This is a genomic window from Proteus sp. TSJ240517, assembly GCF_047921575.1.
Classification (GTDB): domain Bacteria; phylum Pseudomonadota; class Gammaproteobacteria; order Enterobacterales; family Enterobacteriaceae; genus Proteus.
Genome location: NZ_JBLRMH010000006.1, coordinates 64,378 through 83,679, shown reverse-complemented (window position 1 = coordinate 83,679; position 19,302 = coordinate 64,378). Strand labels below are relative to the sequence as shown.

At 39.8% G+C, this 19,302-nt stretch carries 14 protein-coding genes and 1 riboswitch; of the genes, 8 read left to right on the top strand and 6 right to left on the bottom strand.

Going from position 1 to position 19,302, the window contains the following annotated elements:
* Positions 1-40: 40 nt before the first annotated feature.
* From rapA to thiB, 5 genes are all read right to left on the bottom strand, one after another.
* Positions 41-2,944 carry an RNA polymerase-associated protein RapA gene (gene rapA / locus ACNARN_RS11460; RefSeq protein ID WP_349442849.1) on the bottom strand — a complete coding sequence of 968 codons (2,904 nt, stop codon included), beginning with the start codon at positions 2,942-2,944 and terminating at the stop codon, positions 41-43.
* A 185-nt stretch (positions 2,945-3,129) separates the two neighbouring features.
* A complete protein-coding gene (locus ACNARN_RS11455) occupies positions 3,130-5,484 on the bottom strand; it encodes a DNA polymerase II (RefSeq protein ID WP_416304476.1) in 2,355 nt (784 codons plus the stop codon).
* A gap of 88 nt (positions 5,485-5,572) precedes the next feature.
* A complete protein-coding gene (gene thiQ, locus ACNARN_RS11450; RefSeq protein ID WP_198620955.1) occupies positions 5,573-6,274 on the bottom strand; it encodes a thiamine ABC transporter ATP-binding protein ThiQ in 702 nt (233 codons plus the stop codon).
* Positions 6,267-7,847: a thiamine/thiamine pyrophosphate ABC transporter permease ThiP gene (gene thiP, locus ACNARN_RS11445; RefSeq protein WP_198632352.1), complete on the bottom strand. Its 1,581-nt coding sequence runs from the start codon at positions 7,845-7,847 to the stop codon at positions 6,267-6,269. The genes thiQ and thiP overlap by 8 nt, the downstream gene beginning before the upstream one ends.
* Positions 7,847-8,809, bottom strand: coding sequence for a thiamine ABC transporter substrate binding subunit (gene thiB / locus ACNARN_RS11440; RefSeq protein WP_198620965.1), 963 nt, complete (start codon positions 8,807-8,809; stop codon positions 7,847-7,849). The genes thiP and thiB overlap by 1 nt, the downstream gene beginning before the upstream one ends.
* A 115-nt stretch (positions 8,810-8,924) precedes the next feature.
* Positions 8,925-9,016, bottom strand: a riboswitch (TPP riboswitch).
* Positions 9,017-9,128: 112 nt separating this feature from the next.
* Between thiB and rppH the strand changes: the two genes are divergently transcribed.
* The 7 genes from rppH (at position 9,129) to ACNARN_RS11405 (ending at position 15,569) form a co-directional block, all read left to right on the top strand.
* Positions 9,129-9,659 (top strand): RNA pyrophosphohydrolase, encoded by a 531-nt coding sequence (gene rppH, locus ACNARN_RS11435; RefSeq protein WP_036934096.1) that lies wholly within the window; start codon positions 9,129-9,131, stop codon positions 9,657-9,659.
* 8 nt (positions 9,660-9,667) lie between these two features.
* Complete coding sequence (gene ptsP, locus ACNARN_RS11430; protein ID WP_416304475.1) at positions 9,668-11,914, top strand: phosphoenolpyruvate--protein phosphotransferase; 2,247 nt, start codon at positions 9,668-9,670, stop codon at positions 11,912-11,914.
* Between the two features lie 79 nt (positions 11,915-11,993).
* Positions 11,994-12,884 (top strand): prolipoprotein diacylglyceryl transferase, encoded by an 891-nt coding sequence (gene lgt / locus ACNARN_RS11425; protein ID WP_109373089.1) that lies wholly within the window; start codon positions 11,994-11,996, stop codon positions 12,882-12,884.
* A gap of 46 nt (positions 12,885-12,930) precedes the next feature.
* Entirely contained in the window at positions 12,931-13,782 is an 852-nt protein-coding gene (locus ACNARN_RS11420; protein WP_198626198.1) for a thymidylate synthase, read from the top strand.
* 181 nt (positions 13,783-13,963) lie between these two features.
* Positions 13,964-14,473, top strand: coding sequence for a potassium:proton antiporter (locus ACNARN_RS11415; RefSeq protein WP_416304474.1), 510 nt, complete (start codon positions 13,964-13,966; stop codon positions 14,471-14,473).
* On the top strand, positions 14,467-15,111 hold the full coding sequence (locus ACNARN_RS11410; RefSeq protein ID WP_198626197.1) for a prepilin peptidase-dependent protein: 645 nt from the start codon (positions 14,467-14,469) through the stop codon (positions 15,109-15,111). Before ACNARN_RS11415 ends, ACNARN_RS11410 begins: the two co-directional genes overlap by 7 nt.
* Positions 15,108-15,569 carry a DUF2509 family protein gene (locus ACNARN_RS11405; protein WP_349442845.1) on the top strand — a complete coding sequence of 154 codons (462 nt, stop codon included), beginning with the start codon at positions 15,108-15,110 and terminating at the stop codon, positions 15,567-15,569. Before ACNARN_RS11410 ends, ACNARN_RS11405 begins: the two co-directional genes overlap by 4 nt.
* An 87-nt stretch (positions 15,570-15,656) precedes the next feature.
* Here ACNARN_RS11405 and ACNARN_RS11400 read toward each other — a convergent pair whose 3' ends face one another.
* Positions 15,657-15,779 carry a hypothetical protein gene (locus tag ACNARN_RS11400; protein WP_269812639.1) on the bottom strand — a complete coding sequence of 41 codons (123 nt, stop codon included), beginning with the start codon at positions 15,777-15,779 and terminating at the stop codon, positions 15,657-15,659.
* A gap of 134 nt (positions 15,780-15,913) precedes the next feature.
* Between ACNARN_RS11400 and recC the strand changes: the two genes are divergently transcribed.
* Positions 15,914-19,297, top strand: coding sequence for an exodeoxyribonuclease V subunit gamma (gene recC, locus ACNARN_RS11395; RefSeq protein WP_368927786.1), 3,384 nt, complete (start codon positions 15,914-15,916; stop codon positions 19,295-19,297).
* Positions 19,298-19,302 lie beyond the last annotated feature (5 nt).

The window sequence follows — 19,302 nt, the reverse complement described above, 5'->3', positions numbered from 1 at the left end:
AAAACAACGGGGAGTAAAATACTCCCCGCTTTAACGGTGATTATTGGTGGGTAACAACAATGAGGCGAATTGAATCTAAACGCCACGTTGCTTCATCTAAATGGTTAAGAATATGAGCACGTTCATTTTCAATTGCTTCGACTTCATCATCACGAATATTTGGGTTTACCGCACGTAAAGCTTCTAAGCGCGACAATTCATGAGTCAGCACGCGATCCGCTTCTTCTTTCGCTTTTTGGATAAGTCCTTTCGCTTCAACTTCCATTAATGGTTCAGAAGCTTTAAGTACATGGTGGACTTCACTTTGTACCGCATTGACCAGTTTGCTCGAAGTATGACGATTAACCGCATTTAATTGGCGATTAAAGCTTTCAAACTCAACTTGAGATGCAAGATTATTACCTTTCAGATCAAGTAATAAGCGAACTGGTGTTGCCGGTAAGAAACGACTTAAGTGAAGATGTTTAGGCGCTTGCGCTTCGACCACATAAATCAGTTCCACTAACAGCGTTCCCACTGGCAATGCTTTATTTTTTAGTAAAGAAACGGCACAACTTCCTGTATCGCCAGACAAAATTAAATCTAAGCCATTACGGATAATTGGGTGTTCCCAACTAATAAATTGGGTATCTTCACGAGATAATGCTTGCTCTCTATCAAATGTGATGGTGCAACCATCTTGCGGTAATCCTGGGAAATCAGGCACTAACATATGATCGGATGGCGTTAAAATAATTAAGCTATCACTGCGATCTTCTTGATTAATACCGACGATATCAAATAAGTTCAGTGCAAAGTTCACTAACTCAGGATCGTTATCTTGCGCTGCAATCTCACCCGCTAATTCAACACCAACTTCACCACCGTTAGAATGCATTTCTAATAGGCGGTCGCGGCCTTGCTCAAGTTTGAGCTTCATTTCATCATGCTGTTTACGGCAAGCAGCGATAAACTCGTCAAAGTCCGCTAATTCATTAGGTTGCGCAAGGTAATTGACGAGAGCATCATATTTGCTGTCATAAATAGTACGACCTGTTGGACAAGTATGCTCAAAGGCATCTAAGCCTTCGTGATACCAACGCAATAATACGGATTGAGCCGTACCTTCAAGATAAGGAATGCTAATATCAATGTCGCGATTTTGACCAATTCGATCGAGGCGACCAATACGTTGTTCTAGTAAATCAGGGTTAAATGGCAGATCAAACATAACCAGTTGATTAGCAAACTGGAAGTTACGTCCTTCAGAGCCGATTTCTGAACATAGTAGAACTTGCGCGCCTTCTTCTTCAGACGCGAAATAAGCAGCTGCACGGTCGCGTTCAAGTAATGACATACCTTCGTGGAAGACTGCCGCGCGAATACCTTCACGCTCACGTAAAACTTGTTCTAATTGCAGTGCGGTTGCTGCTTGAGCACAAATTACCAGTACTTTTTCATTACGATTTGCAGTTAAGAAACCCAGTAACCATTCAACACGAGGGTCAAAGTTCCACCATGTTGCATTTTCACCTTCGAATTCTTGGTAAATACGTTCAGGGTAGAGCATCTCTTTTGCACGAACTTCGAGGTTCTTTTTCGCTGCCATAATTTCAGCCACTTTAATTGCGGTTTGATATTGTGTTGGCAGTGGCATTTTTATCGCGTGAAGTAAGCGATTCGGGAAACCTTTAACACCAGAACGAGTGTTACGGAATAACAAACGACCTGTTCCGTGTCTGTCCATTAGCATATGGATAAGTTCTTGGCGAGATTTAGTACGTTCTTCACCTTGGGTATTTGCCGCTTTCAGTAATGGCTCAACATCTTGCTCGCTGATCATTTCACTGATGATATTTTGTTGTTCGATATTTAAATCATCTTCTGATAGCAAAATAGTGACAGCATCAGCAACAGGGCGATATTTTTGTTGCTCATTAATAAATTCGTTGTAGTCATGGAAACGGCTTGGATCAAGCAGACGTAAACGGGCAAAGTGGCTTTCTTGACCTAATTGCTCAGGGGTTGCGGTTAATAGCAATACCGAAGGAATAGATTCAGCTAATTCTTCAATTACTTGATATTCACGGCTTGGAGCATCTTCACTCCAAACAAGGTGATGAGCTTCATCGACAACTAACATATCCCATGTTGCTTCAACCAAGTGTTCAAAACGTTGTTTGTTTTTACGCACAAAATCTAAAGAGCAGATGATCATCTGTTCTGTTTCAAATGGATTATCGCTATCTAATAAAGATTCGCTATAACGGCTATCATCAAACAGTGAGAAACGGAGGTTGAAACGGCGTAACATTTCAACTAACCACTGATGTTGTAAGCTTTCAGGCACAATAATCAACACGCGCTCAGCACGACCATCCATTAATTGTTGATGGATAATCATACCAGCTTCAATCGTTTTACCTAAACCCACTTCATCAGCTAATAATACACGAGGGTTATGACGTTTACCCACTTCATTGGCGATATAAAGCTGATGAGGAATAAGGCTTGCGCGGATACCACGTAAACCACTTTGTGCTTGCTTAAACTGCTCGCTCATAAACTTACGAGCGCGGTAGCGTAATGCAAAGCGATCCATACGGTCGATTTGACCTGCAAAAAGGCGATCTTGAGGCTTATTAAAAGTGAGTTTGTTATCTAAGAACACTTCACGTAATTGTGCAGGCTCTTCAGTGTCTAAACGTACACCCTGATAGATAAGTAGGCCGTTATCTTCTACAACGTTATCGATGGCGAGTTTCCAGCCTTCGTGACTGGTGACGGTATCCCCTGCATTGAACATCACCCGCGTTATTGGTGCATCATGACGGGAGTAAAGGCGGTTTTCGCCACAGGCAGGAAAAAGTAAGGTAACCATGCGGGCATCAATTGCCACAACAGTACCCAGTCCAAGCTCGCTTTCAGTATCGCTAATCCAACGTTGACCAAGAGTAAAAGGCATATATATAAACTCAGCTCTCAAATATATAATTTAGGAATTATTAATGAATGCAGTATTGCGGTGTTGTCATTAAAATCTGCGGGATAAAAAGTGCTTGTTCCTTGAACAAAGAAAAGCTAATTATCACCAAAGGGGCGTTATGTTAATAGATGCAAAGCAAACCGTCACCTGCAAAATGACACAACTTAAAATGAGAGTGTCATTTGCCCATTTAACAAGGTTGAAAAATCATCTTGTATAAAAGGTAGGATTGCATCTGCAATAGGCATTAATTGCTTATTGATATAGTGCTCATAATCAGGTGCAGTGGTAATGTGCTCTAATGGCTCAGGCCCCAAGAGGGTAATTATATAACTAATCCAACCGCCTTGCTGATATTGTTGAGGTCTATTTTGGGATAAATTATATTCATCCGCCTTACGTGCTGCTTTGACGTGAGGGGGGACGTGGTGCTGATATTCTGATAATTTTCGACGTAATCTTTTACGATACACTAATCTCTCATCATATTTTCCCGCAAGCGTATCCGCAACATAATCACGAATAAACGGCTGATAAGGTTGCTGATGAAAAATGCGTGTATAAAGCTCTTGTTGAAATTTTTGAGCAAGGGGAGTCCAATCTGTTCTGACGGTTTCTAATCCTTTAAATACCATTTTATCATTGCTGAGCCCGGCGTAGCGTTTCTTGCTACCCGTTTCCATACCTCGGATGGTGGGCATTAAAAAGCGGCGGTAATGGGTTTCGTATTCTAGTTCTAATTTGCAATCTAGTTGGTAGTTTTCAAAGAGATGTGTTTTCCACCATTGATTTACCTCTTGTACTAATTGATACCCAATCTGTTGTGCTTGTTGTTCTGTGTGAGGTGACTTCAGCCAAACAAAGGTTGAATCCGTATCGCCATAAATAACTTGATAACCTTTGGCCTCAATTAATTCTCGTGTTTTTTTCATAATTTCATGACCTCGTAGCGTAATGGAAGACGCTAAGCGAGGATCAAAAAAGCGACAACCCACAGAGCCTAAAACACCATAAAAAGCATTCATAATGATTTTGAGCGCTTGAGAGAGCGGGGCATTTTTATGTAATTTGGCATTATCTCTTTCATGCCAAATTTGAGACACAATAGCGGGTAAACAGTGCAGTTCTCGTGAAAATCGTGCTTGGCGAAATCCAGAAATAGAAAACTTTTCGTCAGGTTGGTGCATTCCTTCAATCATTCCTACTGGATCGATTAAAAAAGTACGAATAATAGAGGGATAAAGGCTTTTGTAATCAAGCACAACAACAGAATCATATAAGCCGGGAGCAGAATCCATCACAAAGCCACCAGGGCTATGCTCTTCAGGTTTTTCACCTTGATTAGGCGCGACATATCCAATGCGATGCATTGAGGGTAAGTAGAGGTGAGTAAAAGCCGCGACAGAGCCACCGCTTCTATCAACTGAAAGCCCTGTAACACAGGCTCTTTCTAATAAGAATGCCATAAGAGATGTCGCATCAAAGATACGGTTCACTAAGACACAATCTTGCCAATTATAATAAGCCAGTGCAGGTTTATCTTCTTTAAAGCGCCGATTAATTTCATCCATTCTGGCATAAGGTGTATCAATGGCTTTACCTTCACCTAACAGTGTTTGAGCAACCGATTCTAGGCTAAAAGAGGGAAAATTCCACGTCGCCATTTTCAATGCTTCAATGCCATCGATAATTAAACGACCTTGAGCCGATGCAAAAAAATGTCCTTTTTTAAATCCATGCTCACGCCATTCTAACGGGCTATTTTGACGACCTAATAATAAACTGACGCCATACCGTTGGGCATGCGTGTACAAAATACGTAGATCGAATTGAATTAAATTCCAACCAATAATGGCATCGGGATCATAGTGTTGTATCCATTCATTTAGCTTTTCAATTAAACGTAATCGGCTACTGACATAACATAAACGATAGCCTTGAGATTGTTGGCTTTCACACTCTGCGGGCAACTCATCAGTAAGCATAAACACCACATTATCGCCACAACCTGCAAGTCCAATGGAGTAAAGTTCACCAAACTCGCTGGTTTCAATATCCAAAGATACGGTTCGAAGCGTTGGGCGATAATCAGGAGCGGGTTTTAATGTAGCAATATTATTTTGTTGATAACGAAACCAGACTGGTGCGGTGATAAAGCGCTCCATCATATAACGTTCATGTGGGCGGATATCCGCTTCATAAAGTCGGATGTGATGTTCTTTAAGTTGTTGCTCAAGTTGAACAAGTTGGCGGTATTGTTTGCAATAAACACCAAAAACGGGCTGTCTTTCGAAATCTTTTAACTCGAGGGGGCGAATTTCAATATCAGGATTTTTATTAACGAGTGAGCGTAAAACAGTTTCATATTGACGGGCAACAAAACCGATAGCACGTTGCATAGGAACAGTCACTTTATGCGGACCATGATCTGTTGCCAGCCAATAAGAGACGACAATACCTTTTGGTGTGTCGCTCCAGTGGCGAGTAAGAATAAAACCTTGTTCCGTATGACCAATCATGAGCACCCAATAAACACAAATAATTTACTAAATATGTGTTTATTATAGTCAATATAGTGGTTATTTATACAGTTAATTTTAGCTAAGATTAATTAAACGGAATACCTAAAATAAGTGATTGATCCACTTTACCATTTATTAGTGATTGTGTATTTCCATCATACACAATCATACCGTTATCAATCACAATCGCTCTTGAGGCGATTTTTGCAGCATCTTCTAAACTATGCGAAACCATCAATAAGGTTAACGTCTTCTCACCACAAAGTTGCTCAAGTAGTGCCAGCATTTCAATGCGTAAAGCGGGATCTAATGCAGAAAAAGGCTCATCGAGTAATAAAATCGGTTGTTCACGTACCAAGCAGCGTGCAATTGCGACACGTTGACGCTGCCCCCCCGATAATTGGGATGGTAAGCGTTCAAGATATTCACTGAGAGCCACTTGTTTAGCGCGATCTTCTAATAGTGCTTTTTGCGCATCAGTCAGTTTTAAACTGGGATTTAACCCTAAACCAATATTCTGTCTGACAGTTAAATGTGGAAATAAGTTATTATCTTGAAATAACATGGAGATAGGACGTTTAGCAGGGACGGTTTTAGTATGGTTTTCACCATTGAGAAAAAGGCTTCCTTTTTCTGACGGTAAAAAACCCGCAATTAAACTGAGTAATGTACTTTTTCCAGCGCCACTGGGGCCTAACACAGCGATACGCTCTCCCGTATTAACGGTTAAATTAAATAAGAGATGTTGGTGTTCATAGGTGTAAGCAAGGTGCTCTAATTTAATCATGAGATTTTCCTGCCAATCGTTCTATTAGGCTAAAAAGAGTGAAGCAAAGTAGCAATAAGATCATGGCGGTCACGGCACCATCTTGAGTGTGATAAGCACCAATTTGCTGATAAAGATAGAAAGGTAAGGTTCTAAAGGTTTCATTACCAAAAAGAGCCACAATACCGAAATCCCCAATAGAAATCACACAAGCAAAAGCAAGGGCTTGTGAAATTGGTTTTTTTAATGCGCGTAATTCTATCCAACGGAGTCGATTTATACCTTGTAAATTGAGCGACTGACACAAAAGACCATAACGTGAAGCGATGTCATTCATTGGATTTTCAAGTACTTTTAATGCATACGGAATAGCAATTAATGCGTTGGTTAAAATGACTAAAACATACGGTGATTCGGGTAATCCAATCGTATTGTTGAATAGAAGGAAAAAGCCTGTTGCCAACACAATCCCCGGCATCGCCAGAATAATCAAACCACTCATTTCCATGGCTTGTCCTGCTTTTTTAAAGTGCCGTAAGCGAAGTTCTCGGCTACTCCATAGCAACATCATCGTTAATACAACACAAACAATACCTGCACCAACCGCAATAATCAGTGAGGTAGTAAACGCCTGCCAAAGTACAGGTTGTTGTATGACACGTATAAATTGACTGTTAAGACCGTCCGTTATTACCGCTAGAATTGGCGGTACTAAAAAGAGGATCGCAAGAGTGATCACTAAACCATCGGTTATTTTGCTAAAGATAGGATCATAGGGATCACGCCAATGTAGCTTTTGACTGCTTCCCACAAAAAGGGTGCCTTTTAGTTTTTGGCTAATAAGCACTAAACCTAAACAACAAAAAAGCTGGATCAACGCTAACAGTGCAGCGCGATGTAAATCGTAGTCATAGTTTAACGCTTGATAAATTGCGAGTTCAACAGTCGTTGCCGCAGGACCTCCGCCTAATGCCAATACAGTGGCAAAGCTTGCAAAGCAGAGCATAAAAATGAGTGATGCCGTGGGCAGAATTTGACGCCACAAATAGGGAAATTCAAGAAAACGAAAACGTTGCCAGCCATTCATGCCAAGCTGTGAGGCTAATTGGCGTTGTTCTGACGAAATACTTTCGAGTGCTTGTAATAGCATTCGGGTTGCTAACGGCATATTGAAAAAAATATGAGCTAATAGAATGCCTTGCAAACCATAAGGGGTAAATTGGTAGTCGATCCCTAGCCATTCACAAATTTGAGCAATCCATCCCACTCTGCCATAAACCGTTAAAATACCAAAAAGTGCAACTAGAACAGGTAACACAAGACTCATGGCACATAGGCGTAAAAACAGTGTTCGTCCTTTAAATTGGCGTCGATAGAGTGCTTTGGCGAGCCAAATAGCAGGTAATATCGAAAACAGCGCAGATAAAAAGGCTTGCCAAAAAGTAAAGCGGACAACATGCCATAAATATTCATCAGCAAAAATTGAGGTCAGCTCACCACTTGGTGCGTTAAACCACAATGCGCCAAATGACAATAACGCCACAATAAGCAGTAAACCCGAGGCACATAGCCCCGGGATAAGCCATCTTCCCATTAGCGACTAACCGCAGATTGCCAATTACGAGTCCATGTTTGGCGCTCTTTTGCGACAACATCTGCATCGAATTGCAATGATTTTTCGGGTTTAGTCATCACGGAATAGACGTCAGGTAATGGAATATCAATAACAGGATACATCCAATTGGTTGTAGGAATAGTTTCTTGGAAAGCAGGGGTGAGCATAAATTGCATAAATTGTTGCGCTAATTCAGGTTGTTTGCTCGATTTCAATTTTGCCGCGACTTCGACTTGTAAGTAATGTCCTTCATCGAAAATTGCCGCTGCATAGTTATCTTTTTTATCCGCTAAAATGTGATAACCCGGAGATGATGTGTAACTAAGCACAAAATCACCTTCACCTTTTAAGAATAAGCCATAAGACTCACTCCAACCTTTAGTCACTGTCAGCGTTTTCTCTGACAATTTTTTCCATTCAGAGGCCGTATTTTCAGGATAAAGTGACTGCATCCATAGCATTAAACCCAAACCCGGTGTGCTGGTGCGAGGATCTTGATACAAAATCTTCCACTTTTCTTTGCTATTTAGCAGTTCAGCCATACTTTTGGGCGGATTAGCAATGCGGTTTTTATCATAGATAAAAGCAAAATAACCGTAGTCATAAGGCACAAAGGTATCATCAGCCCATTTTTCAGGTAGGGTGAGTTTTGATGTATCGATATGACTTGGTGCGAAAAGTCCCGTTTCTTTTGCTGCGTGGATCAGATTGTTATCCAAACCCAAAATAATATCAGCCTTACTCTTATCACCTTCCATACGTAAGCGATTAAGCAGAGAAACACCATCAGAAAGGGCAACAAGTTTTAATTCGCAATCACATTGTTGTTCAAACGCTTTTTTTATTGCAGGCCCTGGCCCCCAATCTGCGGTAAATGAATCATAAGTGTAAACAGTCAGTGTGGGTTTTTGTGCTAAGGCTTGAGTTGAAAAAGTGCTCATAATGCCCAGAGCGCCCAGAAGGAAAGTAAAGCGAAGCGATTTAGTTAACACGTTTAGTTCCTCAGTAAAAGTCAGGTAGGATCTGAGGAGTGAGGATGGCAAATCAATGAATATTGCAACATCCTGACTCAAATCCCTACGCCAGTATTAGCTGGATCAGGTTCCACGAGTTTTTCTCAGCCTAAAAAGGCACCCCGTTGAGACTTTCCCATTGTAGATAAATACGCGCGTCGTGCAAAGTCTGTTGATAGAGGTTTACCGTTTGTGGGTAGTATGAAACAATGAGTTATCTTTCAAATTTGGTTATTGAGGTAGTCTAGTGATCGATGATGATGGCTACCGCCCGAATGTAGGGATTGTAATTTGTAATCGGCAAGGGCAAGTGCTTTGGGCTCGTCGCTATGGGCAACATTCATGGCAGTTTCCTCAAGGGGGAATTAATCCTGGAGAATCGCCAGAGCAGGCAATGTACCGAGAGTTGTTCGAAGAAGTTGGGTTAAGTCGCAAGGATGTTAAAATTCTTGCCTCCACACGTAACTGGTTACGTTACAAGTTACCGAAGCGTTTGGTGCGTTGGGACACAAAACCTGTTTGTATTGGACAAAAACAGCGTTGGTTCCTCTTGCAGTTAACAAGTAATGATAAAGACATTAATGTTCAACAAAGCAAAACGCCAGAATTTGATGGCTGGCGTTGGGTGAGTTACTGGTATCCTGTTAGACAAGTCGTCTCTTTTAAACGCGATGTTTATCGACGTGTAATGAAAGAGTTCGCACCCGTAGTCATGCCGTTGCAAGAACAAGTGTCTTTACCTCGTCCATCGTATGGATATCGGCGTAAAAGGTATTAGATAACACTATGCTGACACGTTTGCGAGAAATTGTAGAAAAAGTGGCTATGGCAGCGGGGCTTCCAGAAGCGCTTGAACTCTTAGTCAAGGAAACGTGTCAGGCAATGCACACGGATGTGTGTTCTATTTATCTTGCCGATAAACAACGTAGTTGTTTTTATCTTATGGCGACCAAAGGGTTAAAAAAACCCAGAGGGAGAGCCGTTAGCCTCTCATTTGATGAAGGCGTTGTTGGTGAAGTGGGGCGTCTTTCAGAGCTCATCAACCTCGCTGATATTCGCGAGCATCCTAGCTTTAAATACCTTCCTCAAGTTAAAGAAGATGATCTCCGTGCTTTTCTCGGTGTACCTATTGTCTATCGTCGCCAACTCCTTGGTGTATTAGTCGTTCAGCAAAAAGAGCGTCGCTTATTTAATGAAAGCGAAGAATCTTTTATGGTGACACTGGCGACACAATTAGGTGCAACGTTATCGCAAGTACAAACTAAAGGGCTTTTTGGACAATATCGTCAAAGCCGTATTAAAGCACTTTCGGTTTCGACGGGGGTGGTGATGGCATATGGCTGGCAAGAAGTCGCTCAGCCAATCCTTGAAAATGTATTTAAAGCCAGTGCACTTGATATAAAAGCAGAGCTCAATCGACTCACTGTTGCTTTAGAAGATGCAACAGCAGAATGTCGCCGTTTTAGTAAGCGTTTTATGGCGAATGCACAAAAAGAGAGTGCGGCCATTTTTGATCTCTACTCGCATTTACTTAATGATCCACAGCTTAAACATAAAATGACCGCGATAATCACACAAGGTTATGTCGCAGAATGGGCAGTTAAAGTGGTGGTTGAGAAAGTATCAGCACAATTTTCCAGCCTGAAAGACGGTTATATGCGAGAAAGAGCGTCTGATCTTAAAGCATTAGGACAGCGTTTATTATTCCATTTAGATGATGATCTAAGCTCAACCAATATTTGGCCAGAGCGTTTTATTTTGGTCGCTGATGAATTAAGTGCCAGTTTATTGGCGGAGTTACCAGAGCAACAACTTGCTGGTGTCATTGTTCGAGATGGCGCAACTCACTCACATTCTGCCATTCTTGTTAGAGCGATGGGAATACCTGCGATTATGGGAGCAGATATTCAACCTGAGCTGTTACATAATCGCATGCTTATTCTTGATGGTTATCGTGGTGAAATATTTATTGAGCCAGAGTCTTTTATTACTCAAGAATATAAACAAATTATTGATGAAGAGAGTGTATTAAGCCAAATTGCAGAAGATCAACTTGAACAGCAAGCGGTTTTAAAAAATGGTGAAGCAGTTAGCGTTCAATTGAATGCGGGATTAAATATAAAATATGAGCAACGCATTAGTGTGGGAATAGATGGTGTGGGTTTATATCGCACCGAAATTCCTTTTATGTTGCAAAGTGGTTTTCCCTCTGAAGATGAACAAAAAAACCGTTATCGTGAAATTCTCTCTTTTTTTCCAGATAAACCCGTTGTATTGCGCGCTTTAGACATTGGTGCTGATAAGCAACTTCCTTATATGCCAATTAATGAGGAAAATCCCTGCTTAGGTTGGAGAGGAATAAGAATATTGCTCGATCAACCTGAAATCTTCCTTATTCAGCTACGTGCAATGCTAAAAGCAAATCTCGAATTTAAAAATTTGAAAATATTGTTGCCGATGGTGACAAGTCTTGATGAAATCGACGAAGCAAGAACATTGCTGCTACGAGCATGTGATGAAGTTAGTCGAGAAATAAAGTGTGAGTGTGTTCCACCACCGTTAGGCATCATGCTTGAAGTTCCTTCGTTGGTGTTTATGCTGTCACAATTAGCCAATCGGGTTGATTTTATCTCTGTTGGAACAAACGATTTGACTCAGTATTTACTTGCTGTCGATCGTAATAATACCCATGTAGCATCACTCTATGATAATTTGCATCCTGCGTTATTGCGTTCACTGAATTTGATTGCAACACAATGCCAATATTATCAGTTGCCAGTGAGTGTTTGTGGTGAAATGGCGGGTACGCCAATAGGGGCATTGCTGTTAATAGGGCTCGGTTTTAGGCAGTTAAGCATGAGTGGTCGTAGTTTACCTAGGGTAAAATACTTATTGCGCCATCTTGATCCTGTGATGTTACAGCCTTTTATGCAACAGGTGTTGCAAGCTGAAACCACAACAGAAATCAAAAAATTGTCTTCTGAATTTATGGAACGGCAAGGATTAGGTGGATTAATTCGCGGAGGTATCTAGCAGACCTTCGTATAAGCCTTTTCTGTGTTGGTAATAAATAACCAGCACAGAAATTATTGATTAAGTGAAGTAGGGAATAATGAGTATAAGCTACCTTAAATTTCCAGAGATTGATCCCGTTATGTTCTCTATCGGGCCTGTGTCACTACACTGGTACGGTATGATGTATTTAGTTGGGTTTGTCTTTGCCTTATGGCTTGCAAATCGCCGAGCTGCAAAACCGAATAGTGGTTGGAATAAAAATGAAGTTGAAACATTACTTTATGTCGGTTTTGTGGGGGTATTTATCGGTGGTCGTTTAGGTTATGTTTTATTTTATAACCTACCTGTCTTTTTAAATGATCCTCTTTACCTCTTTAAAGTGTGGGATGGCGGAATGTCGTTCCATGGCGGTTTAATTGGGGTCATTTGTGCCATGATTTGGTTTGCTAAACGCACTAAACGTAAATTTTTCCAAGTGGCAGACTTTGTTGCACCGTTAATTCCATTTGGATTAGGGCTAGGCCGTATTGGTAACTTTATCAATGGCGAATTATGGGGACGTGTCACATTAGATACGCCTTGGGCGTTCTTATTCCCAACCTCGCGTTCTGCGGATCTCCAGCTTGTTGCTCAAGATCCAACAACGTTACTGCCTATTATTCAAGAATATGGTGTTTTACCTCGTCATCCCTCTCAGCTTTATGAAATGCTGTTAGAAGGCGTGGTGTTATTTATTATTCTGAATATTTTTGTGCGTAAAAGTCGTCCTGTCGGAAGTGTGTCAGGTCTATTCCTGATTGGTTATGGCGCATTCCGTATTATTGTTGAATTCTTCCGTCAACCAGACGCACAACTAGGATTATTTGGTGGTGTGAGTATGGGGCAAATACTTTCAATTCCAATGATTCTGTTGGGTATTATTTTTATGGTATGGGCTTATCGTCAAGATAAAAAAACGGCACAAAACCCAACATCTGCTCACAAATAGTGTGAGATAAATTTTTTATTATTAGCTAATTAACAAGAGAGACAACATGAAGCAGTATCTGGCATTGTGTCAACGCATTATCGATGAAGGGCAATGGATTGATAATAAACGGACAGGAACCCGTTGTTTAACGGTGATTAATGCCGATCTGGAATATGATGTTGCGAATAACCAATTTCCGCTGATAACAACACGAAAAAGTTTTTATAAAGCGGCCATTGCAGAACTGTTAGGGTATTTACGTGGCTATGACAATGCCGCTCAATTTCGTGAAATTGGTTGCAATACATGGAATGCCAATGCAAATGAAAATGGTGCATGGTTAAATAACCCTCATCGTAAAGGCGAAGACGATATGGGGCGTGTTTATGGCGTTCAAGGACGTCAATGGCAACGCCCTGATGGTTCTCATTTTGATCAATTACGTAAAGTGGTAGATGACCTGACTAAAGGTATCGATGATCGTGGTGAAATCGTAACGTTCTATAATCCGGGTGAAACGGAACTGGGTTGTTTACGCCCTTGTATGCATACGCATACCTTTTCACTTGTGGGTGATACGCTTTATTTAACCTCTTATCAGCGCAGTTGTGATGTGCCGCTAGGTTTGAATTTCAACCAAATTCAGTGCTTTGTTTTATTGGCGCTGGTGGCTCAAATTACAGGGCATAAGCCGGGTAAAGCATTTCATAAGATAATCAATGCACATATCTATGAAAATCAATTACCTCTAATGCGTGATGTGCAGTTAAAAAGAGAGCCATTACCGTTACCAACATTACATATCAATCCAAAAATCAAAACGTTGGAAGATATTGAAACTTGGGTAACAACGGATGATTTTACTGTTGAAGGTTATCAATGCCATGAAGCAATAAAATATCCATTTACAGTTTAATTTATTCCTTGCTTTAAAGGCCTCTGTTTAGCAATAAACAGGGGCTTTTTTCATTTTTACCCTTATTTTGTATTTATTCTGAAAATACGGTTATTGCGTTGTTGTTCGAAAAAAACACTTTCCTTTATTTACCTTTAAATGTTTTGTCTGCATTCTCGCAGTAGGTTAAAAGGAGAAATAAATGAACAATAACATGGATATAAGCCTAAGTAGGGCACATCAGCAAGAGGGCGAATTTGGTATAAGCTTACTTGAAATATTGGTTGTGATTATGATAGTTTCTATTTTAAGCTATTTATCAATTCCTGCTTATCAGCATTTTACTTACCAGCGTCAGTTACTGCATAGCGTGCGTGAAACCATTGCTTTTCTTTCTTATCAGCAACAACAAGCTCTATTATTTAATGTAAGAATTAAAATTACGCTTTTGTTATCACCAAATAATAAAATAATTGCGACTCCTCTTCATTCTCGCCATTTATCAGAGCAACAAGATATTTTTCAATTAGCTTCAGGCATTCAACTTAAGCAATCAACAGTTTCAAACTTTACGTTTGGTGGAATTCGTCAAACGTTAAAACCCATGAGCTTTGTTCTTCACAGTGTAGAAGGCGAAGTGAAAATTATTATTTCATCATTAGGCAGAATAAGAGCATGTAGTCAGAGCATGAAGGCATTTCCATCATGTTGAAACGATCTGGAATTTCATTTTCGTCTGGCATGATGTTGATGGAATGCCTTTTTGCTATCGCGATAAGTGGGGTTTTATTTCTATGTATCAGTCGGGCTTATCCTCAAATAATGAACACACTGATCTATTCTTACCAACAATACCAGTTAGATATTTTTTTAAGAGAACGGTTATTGGTGTTAGAAGCACAATTAAGACGCACAGGGTATTGTTATGACAGTTGTGTTAATACGTTGAAGCCAAACGGCTTGGCTGAGTCTTCTTTAAAGATAGGACAATACCCCCTTCAAGAGAAAAACTCCTGCGTTATTTTTGCTTACGACATAAACAGCAATGGCAAATGGGAACCGCCTTCTTCAAAAGAGAGTGATTATTTTGGATACCGTCTTAAAAATGGACAACTAGAACAACGAAGAGGAGTCAAAGATTGCGCCTCTTCAGGATGGCAACGTTTTTTTGAGAGTAATGAAATTGAGGTGACTGAATTTACTTTGCGTTCTTATTCAAAGCCCCATTTAATAAAAGGGATGTCTCTTTTTTATCTTTCAGTTTCTTTAAAATTTCATTTAAAACAAAATCATAAAGTGAAGTCGCATTATCAAAATATCATGCGTTTAAGGAATGTGACCTTGTTATGAATACCGATTTTACATATAGAAAAGATGAACAGGGGTTTGCAAGTTTATTGATGGTAATGGGTTTTGTTGTGATGAGTTTATCTGTACTTGGAAACTTTGCTTATCATTACAGGCAGTCTCAACAAATAGTGATGCAAGAGTTACAAGCACGACAGGCTTTTTTATTTGCTGAATCTGCATTGCAGTGGGGGATTGCACTTAATTGGGATCTTTCATCAACTCGATTAAATAAATGGCAATGTCATACTTTTCATGCAAATCCTAAAATAAAAAGCTGCCTATTTTTGCTCTCTCTAGATAAGGGCTTACTTCAAGGACAAGCAGAAAGCTTAAAAGGTTATAAAATATATCATTACCAATGGGTTAGTATCTTAAAGGATAAAAATAGAACAATAACTATTCATCCAAGCGGATGGCTAGATTATTGCCCATTAGTGCATAAGGAGTGTGTGTTATAGATAATATTCAAAATAAATCAGAAAGTGGTTCTATATTACTTAATACAATGTTTATATTGCTGTTTTTTAATATTAGTTTTGTCGCTATTATAGCGTATAGTCAATCATTAAAAGCTGATTTTCAGCAGCTAATTCAAATTCAGCAGTCAGGGCAGGAACTTTTTGTTTTATTTGAACAAATGTCTGATAAATCACCTGATTATTTCGCATCTAACCCCAAAATAATGACACGCTCACTTTTACAGTCTGAAGGTTGTCAGCAAATAGAAGGTTATGTTGCCAATAATGTATTACCCGAAATAAGGCTGTATTACTGGTCATGCTATTAATAAGATGAGGATCTGATGTTTCATATATATCACTCAAATCAGTTGTCATTACTAAAGTCACTTATGGTGCACTTTATGCAGACTAGGCCACTTTCTTCTCCTTTTGAACAAGAAGTGATCCTTGTACAAAGCCCTGGAATGTCTCAATGGTTGCAAATCCAGCTTGCCGAAAGCTTGGGTATTGCTGCTAATATCCGTTATCCATTACCAGCAACCTTTATTTGGGAAATGTTTACTCGGGTATTATCAGGTATACCTAAAGAAAGCGCTTTTTCTAAAGATGCGATGACATGGAAATTAATGGCATTACTTCCTGAATTTTTGCCTAATGAAGAATTTAAACCCTTACTGCATTACCTTGATGATGATGAAGATAAACGTAAACTTCACCAGTTAGCAGGACGTGTAGCTGACTTATTTGACCAATATTTAGTTTATCGTTCAGATTGGTTAGCTTCGTGGGAAAATGATGAGTTAATCGAAGGGTTGAGTGAAAATCAACGCTGGCAAAAAATATTGTGGGTAGCATTACAGCAATACACAAAAGATCTTAATCAGCCTCAATGGCACCGTTCTAACCTTTATCAGCAATTTATTTCGACTTTAAATAATGCAAAAGAAGGGGAGCTTCAACACTGTTTTCCACCTCGTATTTTTATTTGTGGGATTTCGGCTCTACCTCAAGTTTATTTGCAGGCATTACAAGCGATAGGGCGTCATACTGAGATCTATTTACTCTTTACTAATCCTTGCCGTTACTATTGGGGAGATATTCAAGATCCTAAATTTCTTTCTCGTCTTAATAGCAGAAAGCCACGCCATTATAAGCAATTGCATGAATCGCCTTGGTTTAAAGATGAAAAAAATGCTTCTTCGTTATTTAATGATGAGGGCGAGCAAAACATCGGTAATCCGCTATTAGCATCATGGGGAAAACTAGGTAAAGATAATCTTTATTTCCTCTCTGAACTTGAATATACCGATGTGTTAGATGCGTTTGTTGAGATCCCAAGAGATAATTTACTTCATCAATTACAAGCAGATATTCTTGATTTAGAAGATTTTTCGCAATTAGGTACAACACTTGAAACTTATGAGTGTAGTGAAAATAAACGAGTGATTTCACCAGATGATCACTCACTGACTTTCCATGCAAGCCATAGCCCACAGCGCGAAGTCGAAGTACTGCAAGACCAATTACTGTATTTATTAGAACAAGATCCTGAATTGTTACCGCGCGATATTATTGTGATGGTTGCGGATATCGATAGCTATACACCTTATATTCAAGCAGTGTTTGGTAATGCACCTTCAGAACGTTATCTTCCTTTTGCTATTTCAGATAGAAAAGCGCGTCAAGCGCACCCTGTATTACAGGCTTTTATTACGTTGCTAGAACTTCCTCAAAGTCGTTTTACCGCTGAACAAGTGTTGGCACTGCTTGAAGTCCCTGCTTTAGCAGGGCATTTTTCTATTTTTGAAAATGAACTAAAACTACTACGTCGTTGGGTTGATGAGTCAGGCATACGCTGGGGATTAGATGATGAGAATGTGGCTTCATTCTTATTGCCAATCACGGGCAAAAATACATGGGAGTTTGGCTTACTGCGCATGTTGCTTGGTTATGCGATGGAAAGTGAAAATGGTCCTTGGAAAGGTGTGCTTCCTTATGATGAATCCAGTGGATTAGTTGCGGAGCTTGCAGGGCATCTCGCTGATTTTCTTTATACATTAAGTGATTGGCGTACACGTTTAAGTGAAACTCGTTCATTAGAATCATGGCTAGAAGTTGGACAACAATTAGTTGATGCCTTTTTTGAGTCTGATGAGGAAACGGAATTAGTTTTAGTGCTTATTATCCAACAATGGCAAAAAGTGATTGAAAATGGATTGAAAGCGCAATATCAAAATGAAATTCCGCTAGTCCTTATTCGGGATGAATTAACAGTACGGTTCGATGATGAAAAAATTAGTCAGCGTTTTTTAGCTGGCAGCATTAATTTCTGTACACTAATGCCTATGCGCTCCATTCCCTTTAAAGCAGTGTGTTTATTAGGTATGAACGATGGTATTTATCCTCGTAATATTCAGCCGTTAGGATTTGATTTAATGGCGGAAAAACGCCGTCGTGGTGATAGAAAACGTCGTGATGATGACCGCTATTTATTCCTTGAAGCGCTTAGCTCAGCTGAAAAATACCTTTATATCAGCTATATCGGAAAATCGATACGTGACGATCGAGAATGCAATCCATCAGTTTTAATCAAAGAGTTACAAGATTATATTGGGCAAAATTTCCGTTTACCGGAGGATGATGAACTCAATGTCGATGACAGTGCGGCTCGTATAAATCAGCATCTATTAACACAACATAGCCGTGTTCCTTTTGCTCAAGAAAATTTCCAAATAGGCGCTTTCTTTCGTTCTTATGCCTCTGAATGGCTGCCTGCTGCCAGTGGGCAGGGAATGGTTCATCAAACTTTTACCGAGCCACTAAACGATGATGACACAATAGATCAAGTCTCTGTTGATGCGCTTGCACGTTTTTATCGTCATCCTATTCGTGCATTCTTCCAACAAAGATTAAAAATAAACTTTGTTATTGAAGAAACAGAATTACCCGAAGAAGAGCCATTTGTGATAAATGCTCTTCAACGTTATCTATTGAATCAATGGTTATTAAAAGCATTGATTGATCAAACTTCAACAGAAGCTTTGTTTGAGCGTATCAAAGCAGCAGGTCAACTTCCTGCAAGTGCATTTGGTCAAATTTATTGGGAGCAGCAAATAGAAGAGTTACTTCCTTTAGCTGAAAAGATAAGAAGTGAACGATTAGCTACACATTCTGTCACATTAGAGCAAAGCTTTAGTGCAATGCCATTGATTGGTCGTTTAAATGAGGTACAAGCTGATGGTTTATTACGTTGGCGACCTGCCAGCTTAACCGCTAATGACTTATTGCAGCTGTGGATTGAGCACCTAGTTTATTGTTTGAAACAGGGAACGGGTGAGAGTCGGTTTTACGGCAGAAAAGAGACTCAATGGTGTTTATTACCAGTTGATCCTGAATTTGCCTATTCAACGTTAGACAAGTTAATCAGTGACTATAAACAAGGGTTAAACAGCCCATTAGCGCTATTTGCGAAAAGTGGCTGGGCTTGGTTACAAGCTTGCTATGATAAAAAATCACAAGAGTTTTTACTTGATGATGAAGAGACACTTGAGAAAGCAGAATTAGTACTGATGCAACATTTAACGGATAGCTATAATCGAGATGGTGAAATGAGTGATATGTATGTTCAGCGTGCTTTCTCTCAATTAGACGAGCCTTTTTTACAAACGGTCAAACAGACGGCATTAACAATATTTAAACCAATAATTCCATTTCTGAAAAAATAAGGGAG